The organism is Holdemanella hominis, assembly GCF_014306155.1.
Lineage (GTDB): Bacteria > Bacillota_I > Bacilli_A > Erysipelotrichales > Erysipelotrichaceae > Holdemanella > Holdemanella hominis.
In genome coordinates, this window is record NZ_JACRWH010000009.1 from 1 (window position 1) to 14570 (window position 14570).

At 34.4% G+C, this 14570-nt stretch carries 16 protein-coding genes and 1 pseudogene; 15 read left to right on the forward strand and 2 right to left on the reverse strand.

All coding sequences use genetic code 11. The features are described 5' to 3' along the window. Positions 1-228 precede the first annotated feature (228 nt). From ptsP to H8911_RS03835, 3 genes and pseudogenes are all read left to right on the forward strand, one after another. Positions 229-1933: pseudogene (gene ptsP / locus H8911_RS03825) on the forward strand (phosphoenolpyruvate--protein phosphotransferase). A 49-nt stretch (positions 1934-1982) separates the two neighbouring features. Next, on the forward strand, positions 1983-3722 hold the full coding sequence (locus H8911_RS03830) for an ABC transporter ATP-binding protein (protein ID WP_186998758.1): 1740 nt from the start codon (positions 1983-1985) through the stop codon (positions 3720-3722). Next, the gene (locus H8911_RS03835; RefSeq protein ID WP_222620940.1) at positions 3703-5466 is read left to right on the forward strand and encodes an ABC transporter ATP-binding protein; all 1764 of its coding nucleotides are present in this window, start codon (positions 3703-3705) and stop codon (positions 5464-5466) included. The genes H8911_RS03830 and H8911_RS03835 overlap by 20 nt, the downstream gene beginning before the upstream one ends. Positions 5467-5480: 14 nt before the next feature. Here the strand turns inward: H8911_RS03835 and H8911_RS12905 are convergent, their stop codons facing one another. Both H8911_RS12905 and H8911_RS03845 read right to left on the reverse strand, forming a co-directional pair. Continuing rightward, positions 5481-5675, reverse strand: coding sequence for a hypothetical protein (locus H8911_RS12905; RefSeq protein WP_186998790.1), 195 nt, complete (start codon positions 5673-5675; stop codon positions 5481-5483). Further along, positions 5656-5913 (reverse strand): N-acetylmuramoyl-L-alanine amidase family protein, encoded by a 258-nt coding sequence (locus H8911_RS03845; protein WP_186998759.1) that lies wholly within the window; start codon positions 5911-5913, stop codon positions 5656-5658. The genes H8911_RS12905 and H8911_RS03845 overlap by 20 nt, the downstream gene beginning before the upstream one ends. Before the next feature lie 208 nt (positions 5914-6121). Here H8911_RS03845 and H8911_RS03850 point away from each other — a divergent pair, with 208 nt between their 5' ends. From H8911_RS03850 to H8911_RS03900, 12 genes are all read left to right on the forward strand, one after another. Beyond that, on the forward strand, positions 6122-6637 hold the full coding sequence (locus H8911_RS03850) for an ECF transporter S component (protein ID WP_186998760.1): 516 nt from the start codon (positions 6122-6124) through the stop codon (positions 6635-6637). Then, positions 6634-7347, forward strand: a complete 714-nt coding sequence (locus tag H8911_RS03855) for an amidohydrolase family protein (RefSeq protein ID WP_186998761.1) — start codon at positions 6634-6636, stop codon at positions 7345-7347. Before H8911_RS03850 ends, H8911_RS03855 begins: the two co-directional genes overlap by 4 nt. Before the next feature lie 430 nt (positions 7348-7777). After that, the gene (locus H8911_RS03860; RefSeq protein WP_186998762.1) at positions 7778-8089 is read left to right on the forward strand and encodes an ArsR/SmtB family transcription factor; all 312 of its coding nucleotides are present in this window, start codon (positions 7778-7780) and stop codon (positions 8087-8089) included. 90 nt (positions 8090-8179) lie between these two features. Further along, positions 8180-9193 (forward strand): permease, encoded by a 1014-nt coding sequence (locus H8911_RS03865; protein ID WP_186998763.1) that lies wholly within the window; start codon positions 8180-8182, stop codon positions 9191-9193. Positions 9194-9208: 15 nt separating this feature from the next. Continuing rightward, positions 9209-9601, forward strand: a complete 393-nt coding sequence (locus H8911_RS03870; protein WP_117925659.1) for a thioredoxin family protein — start codon at positions 9209-9211, stop codon at positions 9599-9601. After that, positions 9601-10647: an ACR3 family arsenite efflux transporter gene (gene arsB, locus H8911_RS03875; RefSeq protein WP_117925658.1), complete on the forward strand. Its 1047-nt coding sequence runs from the start codon at positions 9601-9603 to the stop codon at positions 10645-10647. The genes H8911_RS03870 and arsB overlap by 1 nt, the downstream gene beginning before the upstream one ends. Continuing rightward, complete coding sequence (locus tag H8911_RS03880) at positions 10644-11045, forward strand: arsenate reductase ArsC (RefSeq protein WP_186998764.1); 402 nt, start codon at positions 10644-10646, stop codon at positions 11043-11045. Before arsB ends, H8911_RS03880 begins: the two co-directional genes overlap by 4 nt. A 32-nt stretch (positions 11046-11077) precedes the next feature. After that, positions 11078-11212 carry a hypothetical protein gene (locus tag H8911_RS12655; RefSeq protein WP_255466279.1) on the forward strand — a complete coding sequence of 45 codons (135 nt, stop codon included), beginning with the start codon at positions 11078-11080 and terminating at the stop codon, positions 11210-11212. Between the two features lie 564 nt (positions 11213-11776). Then, positions 11777-12100 carry an LPS biosynthesis protein gene (locus H8911_RS03885; protein ID WP_186998765.1) on the forward strand — a complete coding sequence of 108 codons (324 nt, stop codon included), beginning with the start codon at positions 11777-11779 and terminating at the stop codon, positions 12098-12100. 568 nt (positions 12101-12668) lie between these two features. After that, positions 12669-13559: a MerR family transcriptional regulator gene (locus H8911_RS03890; RefSeq protein ID WP_117926803.1), complete on the forward strand. Its 891-nt coding sequence runs from the start codon at positions 12669-12671 to the stop codon at positions 13557-13559. A gap of 45 nt (positions 13560-13604) precedes the next feature. Continuing rightward, a complete protein-coding gene (locus H8911_RS03895; RefSeq protein WP_186998766.1) occupies positions 13605-13898 on the forward strand; it encodes a hypothetical protein in 294 nt (97 codons plus the stop codon). A 176-nt stretch (positions 13899-14074) separates the two neighbouring features. Then, a complete protein-coding gene (locus H8911_RS03900) occupies positions 14075-14341 on the forward strand; it encodes a helix-turn-helix domain-containing protein (RefSeq protein ID WP_186998767.1) in 267 nt (88 codons plus the stop codon). Positions 14342-14570: the final 229 nt, after the last annotated feature.

Sequence of the window (14570 nt, forward strand, 5' to 3'; positions counted from 1 at the left end):
GGTTCTTTCAGTATGCATACACTAAATAAGTCGAATCACAACATTTAAGTCTTTTCTAAAATGTAACTCACATTGGTAAGCCGTATGCCTTAATAGGGCACGTATGGTTTGATAAGGGGCGGCAGAATTTAAACTCTGCCGCCTACTTTCTTGTATCTTTGAAAAAAAAGTGTTAAAATTTTATCTGTAGATGAAAGCGTTTTTCGCTTGTTTTAGGAGGAATTTATCATGTTAAAAGGGATAGCAGCAAGTGCTGGTGTATCTGTAGCTAAAGTTTACAAATTGGAAACACCAAAAGTTGTTATTGAAAAAAAAAGCAGGAGTAGCTGAAGAAGAAGTTAAAAAATTCGAAGATGCTCTAGAAAAAACTAAAAAAGATATCGAAGGAGTAAAAGAAAGAGCAGCTAAACGTTTAAGTGAAGAAGAATTAGCTGTATTTGATGCTCACTTAATGATGGCTGGTGACCCTGAATTAGCTGGTCAAATTAAAGCTATGATCGAAAATGATGATGTAAATGCTGAATATGCAACTGAACAAGTAGCTAACCAAATGGTTGAAATGTTCGAAAGCATGGATAATGATTATTTCCGTGAAAGAGCAGCTGACATCAAAGACGTTACTTTCCGTTTAAAATGTAACTTATTAGGATTAACAATTCCTGATTTAACAAGCATTGCAGAAGATTCAATCATCGTTGCTCACGACTTGACTCCAAGCGATACAGCTCAGTTAAATGAATTTGTTAAGGGTTTCGCTACTGAAATCGGTGGTAAAACATCTCACTCAGCTATCATGGCTAACTCATTGGAAATCCCTGCAGTTGTAGGATGCCCTGGTGTATGTGATGCATGTAAGACTGGTGATACTTTGGCATTAGATGCATTAGATGGTGTTGTTGAAATCAATCCTGATGAAGCAACAATTACTAAATATGAAGCTAAGGCTGAAGCATTCTTAAAAGAAAAAGAAGAATTAAAAGTATTGAAAAACGAAAAATCAGTAACTAAAGATGGACACGAAGTTGAACTTGCTGGTAACATCGGTGGATTCAAAGATGTTGAAGGTGTATTGACTAATGGTGGTGAAGGTGTCGGATTGTTCCGTACAGAATTCTTGTACATGGATTCAGATCACTTCCCAACAGAAGACGAACAATTTGAAGCATACAAACAAGTATTAGAAGGTATGCAAGGTAAAAAAGTTGTTGTACGTACATTAGACATTGGTGGAGATAAACACTTATCTTACTATGAGTTCCCACAAGAAATGAACCCATTCTTAGGATATCGTGCAATCCGTCTTTGCTTAAAAGAAACAGATATCTTCAAAACTCAATTACGTGCATTATGCCGTGCATCTGTATACGGAAGACTTTGCATCATGTTCCCAATGATTGCTACAGTTAAAGAATTCCGTGATGCGAAAGCAATCTTTGAAGAAGTTAAGGCTGAATTAGTCGCTGAAGGTGTTGCAGTTAGTGACAGCATTGAAGTAGGTATGATGGTTGAAATTCCTGCTGCTGCAGTTCTTGCTGATCAATTTGCTAAATATGCAGACTTCTTCTCAATTGGTACAAATGACTTGATCCAATACTCTATGGCTGCTGACCGTATGTCTGAACACGTTTCATACTTGTATCAACCATACAACCCAAGTGTATTACGTTTAGTTGCTAACACAATCAAAGGTGCTCACGAACATGGTAAATGGGTTGGAATGTGTGGAGCTATGGCTGGTGAACCACATGCAGTTCCAATTCTTTTAGGTTTAGGTCTTGACGAATTCTCAATGAGTGCTACTCAAATTTTAAAGGCTCGTAAGGTTGTTAAATCTTTAAGCTATGAAGAAATGCAAGGATTAGCTCAAGAATGCTTAAATAAAGACACTGCTGATGAAGTTTTAGAAACAGTTAAAACTAAATTAGGTGAATAATTAATTCGGGGGTTCTATTGACCCCCTTTTATTTTGTAGGGGGGAATTTATGAAGCTTATATGGAAATATTTAATGAAATATAAAAAATGGTTCTTGTTGGATTTTATAAGCGTATTTGGCTTTGCCCTTGTTGAACTTGGAATTCCAACTATCATTTCAGATATGATTGATCATGGTATTGAAACACAAGATACAACTTATTTATATAGTCGTTTTGTATTGATGGCATTCATTAGTGTGATTGGTGTAAGTGGGGTTGTGCTACTTGGCTATTGCTGCTCAAAAATATCGACAAATATTACGCGTGATATTCGTAATGACGTTTTTGAACATGCACAAGCATTCTCGGCTGCTGAAATGGAAAAATTTGGTGTATCCAGTATGATTACACGTACAAATAATGATGCCTATCAAATTATGTTATTTTTAAATGTGATTTTAAAATCTGCATTATTAACACCGGTTATGATGTGTGTTTCGGTTATGTTAATTTTAAAGATCTCTTTAGAACTATCTTATGTAGTCTTAGCTACGATTCCTGTTGTGATTTTGGGCGTGATCATTGTTGCCAAAGTAAGTGAACCATTGAGTGAGAATCAACAAAAGTCGATTGACCACATTAATCAAATTTTGCGTGAAAATATTACTGGAATTCGCGTTATTCGTTCTTTTAATAAACAAGAGTATGAAAAGAAACGTTTCTCTAATGAAAATGATTTCTATCGAGATCAAAGTGCAAAATTATTTAAATTGATGTCTTGTACAGAACCATCTTTTTTCTTTTTGATGAATATCGCCACAGTCATTGTATATTATTTAAGTTGTACTTTATTAAATACAAATGCCATCACTTTAGGAAATGTAGTGGCCTTTGTAGAATACTTATTCCATGTTATGATGTCTGTATTGATTTTCTGTATGGTGTTTATGATGTATCCTAGAGCGAATGTATCGGCCAAGCGTATTCTGGAGGTTTTAGATACAAAACCAAGTATTGTCAATGATGAAAATTCTATTCAATTGGAATCTATTCAAACATTGAGTTTTAAAGATGTTACGTTCTCGTATCCAAATGGAGAAGAGGCCGTTTTAAAAAATATTGATTTTGAATGTCAAAAAGGTCAAAAGATCGCCGTGATTGGAAGTACAGGATCTGGTAAGAGTACATTAGTAAAATTAATGAATCGATTTTATGATGTAAGTCGTGGATCGATTGAAATCAATGGTGTTGATATTCGTAAATATAATTTAGAGAGTTTACGTGCCCAAATTGGATACGTTGCACAAAAGGCACATATGTTTAAGGGAAGTATTCAATCGAATATTTGTTTTGGTAAGCCTGAGGCTAGTGTTGAAGAGATGGTTCATGCAGCAACGGTTGCGCAAGCTAGCGATTTTATTTCGACAAGAGAGCATGGGTATGAAGATGAAATTGCAGAGGATGGAACGAATATTTCGGGTGGTCAGAAACAAAGGTTATCGATTGCTCGTGTTATCTTAAAAAAGCCATCCCTTTATATTTATGATGATAGTTTTAGTGCTTTAGATTTTAAAACGGATGCAACATTAAGAAAGGCATTGAAACCTGAAGTAAAGAATGCGATTTTCTTTGTGGTTGCCCAAAGAATTTCTACCATCATGGATTCGGATATGATCATTGTTTTGGATGAAGGTCAGATTATTGGAATGGGAACACATGCACAATTGTTAAAGGATTGTAGTGTGTATCAAGAGATTGCTCATTCACAATTAACACAAAAGGAGTTGGATGATTATGAAAGAAACTAAGAAAATGAAGTTTACTGAATGTCTATCTCATCTGTTTGTGTTTATAAAGCCATATCGCTTTAAATTGTTATTTGGAATTTTAATGATTATTACAGCCCAAGTGACTTTTGCCTTAAATCCGACTGTTGAAGGTATGATCACTACGCAATTAGCTGCAGATATTTCAGCACATCAACCAATTCAGGTAGATAAAGTTGTACATATCTTATGTATCTTATTTTCCATCTATATTGTGAAGACAATATCTCAATTTTTAATGGCTGTTTTTATGACCGATGCGATTCAGAAGACGATGTTTGATGTGCGCAATGCGATTGAGAATAAAATTCATCATTTACCTGTATCTTATTTTGATCAAGAAAAAACGGGAGAGTTATTATCACGAATCACAAATGATGTGGATACATTATCGAATGCGTTGCAACAAACTTTATCACGAGTAATTTCAGCTATATGTACATTCACTTTTGTGCTATTCATGATGTTAAGAATCAATGTACTAATGACGTGTATCATTTTAGTGGCATTACCTGTTATTGCGCTCTTATCAAAATTTGTCGTTAAGAAATCACAGCCTCTATTTGATGATCAACAAAATACATTAGCCGATTTGAATGGTACCATCAATGAATTGTATGATGGATATAGTGAGATTCTTTCTTATAATCAACAAGAACATGCTTTAGAAAGATTTCAAAAAGATAATGAAAGAATGCGTGTATCTAGCTTTAAGGCGCAGTTTGTATCAAGTTTGATCAATCCATTATGTTCTTTGATTACCTATTTAAGTATTGGTTGTGCAAGCCTTGTTGGTTGTCTTCAAGTATTAAATGGAACTATCGCATTAGGGCAACTACAAGCATTTATTCGTTATATTTGGCAAATCAACGATCCAATTTCTCAAATATCTCAATTATCAAGTGCAGTACAATCTGCCTTTAGTGCCATGTCTCGTTTATTCACTTTCTTAAATCAACCAATTGAAGAGGATGTTATATCCAAATGTCAAATTGATGAAGTTCGCACTATTGAATTTGATCATGTACAATTTGGATATGATGATAATCTATTAATGAAGGATGTTAATATTGATGTACATCAAGGTCAAACCATCGCTATTGTAGGTCCTACAGGAGCAGGTAAGACAACATTGACAAACTTATTACTACGTTTTTATGATGTAAAGGGTGGAAGTATTAAAATTAATGGTATTGATATTCGAGAATTGTCATATCATGAATTAAGAAAATTATTTGCGTTAGTTCTACAAGATACGTGGTTGTTTGAGGGAAGTATTGAACAAAATATTGCGTATGGAAATGAGAAGGCGTTAAAGAATGAAATTGTAGAAGCCGCAAAACAAGCCAATGTCCATCACTTTATACGTACTTTAACCGATGGCTATGATACTTTGATCAATGAAGAGGGAAGTAATGTGAGTCAAGGGGAAAAACAATTATTAACGATTGCACGAGCTCTATTAAAAAATCCGGAAGTCTTGATTTTAGATGAAGCTACGAGTAGTGTAGATACAAGACTTGAAAGACGTCTTCAAGGTGCAATGGATCGAGTTATGGAAAATCGTACTTGTTTTGTGATTGCACACCGTTTATCTACTATTATCAATGCAGACAAGATTCTTGTGCTTGAACATGGGGATATTGTTGAACATGGTAGTCATGAAGAATTGTTAAATAAGAATGGAGTTTATGCTAGATTGTATAATGCTCAGTTCGCAAAGTAAAAGTCTGATTTAGTTCAGACTTTTTTGATGCCCTTGGCAATGACATACAATGGTGTTTCGTTTGTGTCCAATAGTCCTCGATTGATTGAATAATCGAGTTTATCGAGTTGTTTAAGAATGGAGTTGAACAATTTCACCGTATTCTTATTGTTGAAATCACAATAGATTTCATATCCATTGGCTTCATATTCACTTGAGTTTACATGTATGGATACAAAGAGATCGGCATTCTTTTTCTTTGGCTAAATCACAACGCGTTTGTAAATTTTCTTTATTATCATTTGACCATGAAACAGAGTCACTTGTACGTGTATATACAACTTTATAGCCGTATGATTTCAGTTGTTTTCCAACAAGTAATGCGATATCTAAATTGATATCTTTTTCATAATCGCCATAGTTGCTTTCAGCTCCTACATCATATCCTCCATGAACGGCATCGATCATAATGGTTTGTTTTGTGCTTTTGGCAGAAACGGTAATATCGTTATGTAAGTAGAAGTGTTATGAATAATTTTTTCATGTGTTTATGAAAGCATGTAATCCTTAAATGTTTCTTGAATTACTGTCCCTTAAAACTAAGTTAAAACTGTACATTTTAAAGAATACAGCGAAATGATAATATAGGGTTAAGTTTTAAAAAGGAGAAACGATTATGACAAATGAAACGACAAAAAGAATCGCAAAAACAGCTTTAATGATCGCATTGATCTTTGTATGTACATTCACAATTAAACTTCCAAATCCTGCAACTGGTGGATATACACATATGGGAGATTGTATGGCATTTCTTGCGGTGCTAGTTTTAGGTAAAAAAGACGGGGCTTTAGCTGCAGGCTTAGGAGCCGCATTAAGTGATTTATTGACTGGAGCCATGATTTGGGTGCTTCCTACATTTATCTTTAAATTCATTATGGGATATATTATGGGTGTTGTACTTGAAAAGGGAAACAATGAAAAACTAGATTGGATTGCTGGAGCTAGCCTTGGTGGCTTGTTTCAATGTTTCGCATATACACTATTTAAGATTCCTTTATTTACAGCAGCAGTCGCCTTTGCGTCTGTACCTAGACTTTTAGCACAAACGATTATGGGTCTAATTATTTATGCGATCGTTGCGAATGTTTTGGAAAAATCTAAAGTGCTATCTTTACAAGGAGTTGTCGCATGAAAAAAATCGATGCACATGCACATTTAGGCTACATCGGTGGATGGGCCAATGTAAAAATGGATGCAGACGAATTGATTTCATTAATGGACATGTATGAAATTGAAACGACAATGATTTGTGTTTTGGATAATGAAGAAGCATATAAGGCTATGCAGAAATATCCAGGTCGTATTGAAGGGTGTGTCTATGTGAATCCTTTAGAGCCAGATTGTTTAGATTTAATTGATCGATATGTAAAACTTGGCTTTAAAGCCATTAAGCTACAGCCATTACGCCATGCGTATTGTGCGGATAGTGAAATTGTAGATCCTGTATTAGATAAAGCCGAAGAATATGGAATTCCTGTTTGTATACATTCGGGGCATCCTCCTTATTCACTTCCTTGGCAAATTGGATTACTTGCCGAAAGACATCCAAATTGTAAAGTACTAATGATTCATATGGGACATGGTCATGGAGTTTATATTGATGCAGCATTAAAAATGGCTCGACGGTATCCAAATATTTACTTGGAAATGTCGGGTATGCATATGCATACAAAAATTAAAGAAGCGTATGATACGGTTGGACATGATCGTATCCTGTTTGGAACGGATGGTCCTTTCCATCATCCTACAGTTGAGATGCAAAAAGTATTAATGAGCGGAGTTGATGAAAAGGGTATAGAAGATATTTTCTATAACAACGCAAAGAAATTTTTTGATGTATAGACAAAACTAGTAACGGGTAAACCACATCAATTTACCCGCTTTTTTTTCTTTTTTTATATGAAACTTATGTGATGCCTCTCCAAAACTAACAACTTCCGTTGTTAGTCTTTTTTATGTCCATTTGCTCGTTTTTCTTAAACTAAGAGTTTCTTTTAGAAAAGTGAAACAGTGATTTAACACGTCTCCCTTAAACTAAGAGCTTCCATAGGTAAACAAAGAGCTGAACAGGTAGGAAGAAAAATCCTATTTGTTTAGCTTTTGTGTTTATAAAAGTTCTAAGAAGAATCGAATTACTATTTCATATCAGGTGACTTTTTCTAAGTTACGGAAGGGTGTTTTTTCATTCATAGAAAATTTATAGTTCGATATATTGACAATCGTAAATGTATGGGATAGACTAAGTATAGTTTTACAGGAAGGAATGGATACTATGAGTTATAAAGAAGATGTTCGTATGATTAAGGCTTTGGCAGATGAAAACAGACTTCGTATTTTGGAATGTTTGCATCATGGAGAAAAATGTGCCTGTGTTATACTTGAAGAGTTATCCATTACCCAATCAACTCTTTCTCATCATATGAAATTGCTTTGCGACTGTGGACTTGTCGATTCTAGAAAAGATGGGCGATGGATGCACTACTCAATTTCAGAGGAAGGGAAAAACCGTTTTAAGGATATGTTTTCTCATTATGTTGAAACCATTGATTCAGATGGTGGATGCAACTGCGATAAGTGCGAATAATATATACATTAGGCAATCAGGTAAGATTGCCTTTCTCTTAAACGAAAACATTGATATATGTAAAACTATAAAACTAACAGGAGGCTAGATATGCAATTTTTGACTACGATTTGGATATTCATACAAGATCAAATTTTAGGAATGAAATGGCTTAGTTTATTGATTGGAGAGTTCTTATACTCTATTGGTCTTGATACATCCGGGAAGATTGGAGGCAGTGTTCAGTTTTTTATCTATGATGTGATAAAAATTGTTTTCTTGCTTTGTGTGCTGATTTTTATCATTAGTTATATTCAGAGTTATTTTCCGCCAGAAAGAACTAAACGAATACTTGGAAGATTTCATGGAATTGGTGCAAACATCTTAGCAGCATTACTAGGAACAGTTACTCCCTTTTGTTCTTGTTCTTCCATTCCTCTTTTTATTGGATTTACAAGTGCTGGATTACCATTAGGAGTTACATTCAGTTTCCTTATTTCATCTCCAATGGTAGACATTGGGTCGCTGGTGCTATTGATGAGTATCTTTGGAACGAAAGTGGCAGTAGTTTATGTGTTGCTCGGTCTTGTGATTGCAGTTGCAGGCGGAACACTTATCGAAAAACTTCACCTTGAAAATCAGGTAGAAGAATTTATAAGAAATGCAAAGCAAATCGATATTCCATTGGAAGAACTAACGGTTATAGACAGAATGAAATATGCGTGGGAGCAGGTTGTTGAAACATTTAAAAAAGTCTTCCCATATATTCTTGTTGGTGTTGGAATAGGAGCCTTTATTCACAACTGGATACCAGAAGATATCATAGTGAGATTTCTTGGTACTGGTAATCCATTTGGTGTCATTATTGCTACAATTGCAGGGGTTCCGATGTATGCAGATATCTTTGGATGTATTCCTATTGCAGAAGCACTGCTTACTAAAGGTGCAAGATTGGGCGTTGTGTTGTCATTTATGATGGGAGTAACCACACTGTCTCTTCCATCCATGATTATGCTGAAAAAGGCAATCAAACCAAAACTCTTAGGTCTGTTCATTGGAATTTGTACCGTAGGAATTATTATTGTTGGTTATGCATTTAATGCATTTCAATATTTACTTATTTAACAGGAGGAAAAGATTATGTCATTATTTGGATTAGGAAAGAAAAAAGAAGAAGTTAAGATAGAGCCAGCTTGTGCTTGCAATGGAGAAGTAGCTACTTATGAAGCATCATCATGTTGCTGTGGCAATCAAAAGGTAAATAACTGTTGTGGTGGAGATAATAAGCTTACAAGCATTAAGGTGCTTGGTGCTGGGTGTAAAAGCTGTCATGATCAGTATGAAAATGTTAAAAAGGCCATTGAAGAACTAGGGTTAGAAATTGAAGTAGAATATATCACAGATATGGAAAAGGTTATGGCTTACGGTGTTATGAGTATGCCTGCCATTGTTGTGAATGAAACAGTTGCTTCAATGGGTAAGGTATTAAAGAGCTGTGAAGTAATTAAGCTGCTTGGAAAGATGGGATTTTAATGGCAAAGAAAAAGAGTGAAGGAATTAATTTTTTCCAAAAGTATCTTACAATCTGGGTATTTATATGTATGGTAGTCGGAGTAATCATTGGTAAGCTTTTACCGGCCATACCTAATGCACTCGGTAGTCTTGAAATATCTGGGATTTCTATTCCGATTGCAATACTTATCTGGATTATGATTTATCCAATGATGCTTAAAGTGGATTTTCAGAGTATTAAACAAGTGGGAAAGAATCCCAAAGGGCTTTTCATTACATGGATTACAAATTGGCTAATAAAACCATTTACCATGTATGGAATTGCATCATTGTTCTTGTTTACAGTATTTAAAGGATTTATTGCACCAGAACTTGCTACTCAGTATCTTGCAGGAGCAGTGCTTCTTGGAGCAGCACCATGTACAGCAATGGTATTTGTATGGAGTACTCTTACAAAAGGAAATCCTGCTTATACTGTGGTACAGGTAGCAACGAACGATTTAATCATACTGATTGCATTTGTGCCAATTGTAAAATTTTTGCTTGGAGTATCAAATGTATCAGTACCCTATGGAACATTGTTTATCAGTGTGATTCTGTTTGTGGTGATTCCACTTGTTGGGGGTGTATTAACAAGAATAGTTGTAGTTAAAAATAAAGGAATAGGGTATTTTGAAAACACTTTTGTTCATAAGTTTGATAAGGCAACTACAGTTGGCTTGCTTCTTACTTTGGTTTTAATATTTGCATCACAAACAGAGGTTATCTTATCAAATCGTTTGCACATAGTGTTGATAGCAGTACCGCTCACGGTTCAGACTGTTCTTATTTTCTTTATTGCTTATTCAGCATCAAAGATATTTGGATTGTCACATGATATAGCAGCACCGGCAGGAATGATAGGGGCATCAAACTTCTTTGAGTTAGCTGTAGCCGTAGCTATTGCATTATTTGGTACAACGAGTCCGGCTGCACTTGCAACAACTGTAGGTGTATTAACAGAAGTTCCTGTTATGCTTGCGCTTGTAAAGGTTGCCAATAGTACAAGAGGATGGTTTAAGAAATGATAGATGGAAGAAAAAAGGTAGCATTTATCTGTGTTCACAATTCCTGTAGAAGTCAGATTGCCGAGGCACTTGGGAAACATCTAGCATCGGATGTGTTTGAAAGCTATTCTGCCGGGACAGAAACAAAGCCACAAATCAATCAGGATGCTGTTCGTATAATGAAAAAACTCTATGGAATTGATATGGAAACAAATGGTCAATACAGCAAGTTAATTACAGATATCCCAGACGTAGACATCGTAATTTCAATGGGATGTAATGTTGGATGTCCTTTTATCGGTAGACCTTTTGATGATAACTGGGGACTAGATGACCCTACAGGAAAAGATGATGTGGATTTTATTAAAGTGATTCGTGAAATTGAAGAAAGAATTATTAAATTGAAGAATAGTTTATAATCATTAGCACCTTGCAGCAATGCAGGGGTTTTTTGTCATTTTTAGAAAATTTACATGGTGGAAATATGCCAGGATTGAATTTATCAACCAAATGGTTTGTAATATATAAAGTTAAGGTGCGATTAGACATGGAGGAATATAACTTGGAAGTTACAGAATTAAGTTAATCGTGCCATCTTGAGGATGGAAAAGTGTATAAAAATTAGATAATGACTAAATTGAAACTGCTTTTTTAGTCTAATCCTAGACTATGTTACCTGTTTTTAGTTTTACCGTTTCAAGTGAGTATTATCCGTTCTTACTTTAACGATTTGTGTTCTGTCTCGCTAAATGCACGGCTTAGTTTCTATATGCATGTTATAGTTTAACGATGACATTTGATGTATAGACAAAACTAGTAACAGGTAAAGCTTAACGGCTTTCCCTTTTTTTTTCGTTTCTTTTATGAAACTTAGGCGTGCGCTTTTATCTCCTTTTCGCATTGAATGGTTTCTTTATGTGAAACTATAAAATGTATTTAGAAATCTATTCCGATAAAAGTGCTCAAAATCGTTAAACTAAGAATTACGTTTACAAATTGGTAATATGATGGTGTTACAAATTTTTTGTATGAAAACTAAACACGATATATTTCCTCCCTACAAACCACTTATATTTTGTGTTAGAATAAATTAATAAATCGGAATTTATCAAAAAATGAGGAATAGTTGAAATGGAGGCGCTATAATAACATGAAGATTGAAGGGAACCAGAAAGAACTGAATGCGATGGTAGAATTTCATAAGGGAAACCGTGTCGAGGGGCTGAGACTGCAAGAAGAATTTGCAGCAGAATTTCGTAAGGAGTATAAAGACAAAGATCACTGTCCTTGCCTGAAAGCCTGTCGTTATCACGGAAACTGTAAGGAATGTGTAGCAATCCACAGAGCGCATCAGGAACATGTTCCTAATTGTATGCGACCATTGATTAATAAAAAATTGAAATTGATGTCAGAATTAACAGAGCATACCTTGGCAAATGAAATAGAAGCTCCACATGAGATTTTAAGAAAATAGGAAAGTCAAATTTCAGTTTGTCGATGTATAGACAAAACTAGTAACGGGTAAACCTCATCAATTTACCCGCTTTTTTTATGCCTTCTATTTAACTATTGGGAGTGTTTTGGAGGTTTCCGTGAGGATGGCTTGTCCAAGTTGTAAAAAAAGAAGACCTTCATCGAAAGCACCTGCATCTAAGAATATCTGTGATTACATCTTGAACGCCTAAGGACAAAGAGACTTAATGTTTCTTTGTTTTTTGTGCTTTATTGAGCACGAATAAGCAAACGTAATTCTTAGTTTCATGAAGTGAGAACAAATCTTTTTCTTAAAAGAAGCTGTTAGTTTCATGAAAACAGTTATAAAGCGATATAGGTTTTACAAGTTTTTATTGGTAATATGATGGTGTTACAAATTTTTTGTATGAAAATTAAACACGATATATTTCCTCTCTACAAACCACTTATATTTTGTGTTAAAATAAATAAATAAATCGAATTTGTATGATTGAAATGAAAACTTCAAAAATATATTGACTTGTACGTAACGTACACCCTTATACTATCATCACAAGGAGGTGTGTCCGATGTTATTAAATGAAATTATTAAGGAAGTCGGAATGACAAAGCGTGCAGTTAAATACTATGAAGAAAAAGGATTGTTGTCAGTAGATAAAGATAGCAACGGCTATCGAAACTACTCAATGCAAGACGTTAAAACTTTGAAAAAAATTTCGGTATATAGAAAGCTTGGGATTGGTATTAAAGATATACAAACCCTTTTGGAAAAAGATGATAAAAGTATTCTTTTACGTATTTATCAGGAAAAATTACAGGAAAAAATTTTACAGGACTCAGAACTTGAAGCGTTGAAGCAATTTATAGATGATGGTAATGCAGACAAGGCAAATGAGATACTTGATTACCAAACTGTCGAAAATGCGATTGAGTCTTTATTACCGGGGAAAGAATGGGGAGATTACTTAAAAAGTCACTTAAAAAGTCACTTCAAACCATTTCTTAATGTGAGATTAAAGACTCTGGAGCAGAAGCAAGCCTTACGGAACATATTAGAGTATTGTGATGAAACGACATTGAAAGTTCCTTTTATTATGGGAATAGGTGTAAAAATAGCAGGTGGGATTGCACCGGAAACAAGAACTGCAGATGAGATGATAGCTTATTATCGTGATATGAGTGAAAGCGAATATGAAAAATTAAAAGAAATGGTAAAGAAAGGTGCTAAAATGAAAACTGGCATTATGAAATATCATCCGTCATTTATTGCCCAGAGAAAAATGCAGAAAGAGTTCCAAGATAAAGGATATAACGACATATTCATTCCTAATTTGATGGTGCTATCTCCACAGTACGCAGAATACAAAAAAGCCTTAGATAAGGTAAACGATAGAATGTGTAGAGAACTTGGACTGCATTATGATAGCAATTACAACTTAGTTATAAAAAATCTCGAATAAATTAGTGTATCTAAAAAGAAACAGAAGTTGGAAGGAGAAGTACTTATGCGTACCAAGAAAGTAATATTTAGTGTTTTAACGATTATTTTCGGTTCTCTTGGACTGATGAACATAGTGTCTACTGATATAACACTGCCAATTATGTTTGTTTTTATGGGATTAACCTTTTTGACGAATGCAAGGGAGTGTTATGATAATGGTGCAAAGAAAGATGCTATGATATTTGCAGGTGTAGCAATTTTTGTCTATGTAGTTACTGCATATAACTTGATAATCAGATTAATGCCTTTATATCAGATTTCATTAATAGAGGATTATATAAAACTGGTGTTTCAGTAAATAAAGATGATCAATTAATGACATTGGTTACTTGTGATACAAGAGATAACAATAAGAGAATTGTAATTCTAGCTAAATTGGTTAATATAGCAAATGTTTAAAAACTAAGGTGTATGATATTATTTAGCTAGATAAATTAGAATTTGAAGTTGATATATGATTAAAGAAGGTATTTTATGAACATAAAAAAAATAGGACAATGTATCAAAGAAAATAGGGAGCGAAAAGGTTTAACTACACTACAGTTAGCACAACTTCTTAAAACTGATATTGTATCTGTGCAATCTTATGAAAAAGGCGAAAAAAAACCAACAGTAAAAGAATTGGAAGTGATTTCAAATGTTTTGGATATTCCGTTGATAGTTTTGCTTCACGGCGGTGGAGAGGTTGAAATGCTTCAAAGAAATGAGGATGGGACAAAATGCAAATGGAATAAGTATTAAATTAATAAATCCCAGTTTGTCGATGTATAGACAAAACTAGTAACGGGTAAACCTCATCAATTTACCCACTTTTTTTATGCCTTCTATTTAACTATGGGGAGTGTTTTGGAGGTTTCTGTGAGGATGGTTTGTCCAAGTTGTAAAAAGAGAAGACCTTCATTGAAAGCACCTGTATCTAAGAACATCTGTGATTACATCTCGAATGCATAGAACAAAGAGACTTTATATG

Excerpts from the sequence above, each read along its gene's own strand:
- H8911_RS03870 (WP_117925659.1), top strand. The coding sequence starts at position 9,209 with ATGTCATTATTTGGATTAGGAAAGAAAAAAGAAGAAGTTAAGATAGAG.
- H8911_RS03850 (WP_186998760.1), top strand. The coding sequence starts at position 6,122 with ATGACAAATGAAACGACAAAAAGAATCGCAAAAACAGCTTTAATGATC.
- H8911_RS03845 (WP_186998759.1), bottom strand. The coding sequence starts at position 5,913 with ATGATCGATGCCGTTCATGGAGGATATGATGTAGGAGCTGAAAGCAAC.
- H8911_RS03900 (WP_186998767.1), top strand. The coding sequence starts at position 14,075 with ATGAACATAAAAAAAATAGGACAATGTATCAAAGAAAATAGGGAGCGA.
- H8911_RS03890 (WP_117926803.1), top strand. The coding sequence starts at position 12,669 with ATGTTATTAAATGAAATTATTAAGGAAGTCGGAATGACAAAGCGTGCA.
- H8911_RS03835 (WP_222620940.1), top strand. The coding sequence starts at position 3,703 with ATGATTATGAAAGAAACTAAGAAAATGAAGTTTACTGAATGTCTATCT.
- H8911_RS03830 (WP_186998758.1), top strand. The coding sequence starts at position 1,983 with ATGAAGCTTATATGGAAATATTTAATGAAATATAAAAAATGGTTCTTG.
- H8911_RS03855 (WP_186998761.1), top strand. The coding sequence starts at position 6,634 with ATGAAAAAAATCGATGCACATGCACATTTAGGCTACATCGGTGGATGG.
- H8911_RS03865 (WP_186998763.1), top strand. The coding sequence starts at position 8,180 with ATGCAATTTTTGACTACGATTTGGATATTCATACAAGATCAAATTTTA.
- arsB (WP_117925658.1), top strand. The coding sequence starts at position 9,601 with ATGGCAAAGAAAAAGAGTGAAGGAATTAATTTTTTCCAAAAGTATCTT.
- H8911_RS03895 (WP_186998766.1), top strand. The coding sequence starts at position 13,605 with ATGCGTACCAAGAAAGTAATATTTAGTGTTTTAACGATTATTTTCGGT.
- H8911_RS03885 (WP_186998765.1), top strand. The coding sequence starts at position 11,777 with ATGAAGATTGAAGGGAACCAGAAAGAACTGAATGCGATGGTAGAATTT.
- H8911_RS03880 (WP_186998764.1), top strand. The coding sequence starts at position 10,644 with ATGATAGATGGAAGAAAAAAGGTAGCATTTATCTGTGTTCACAATTCC.
- H8911_RS03860 (WP_186998762.1), top strand. The coding sequence starts at position 7,778 with ATGAGTTATAAAGAAGATGTTCGTATGATTAAGGCTTTGGCAGATGAA.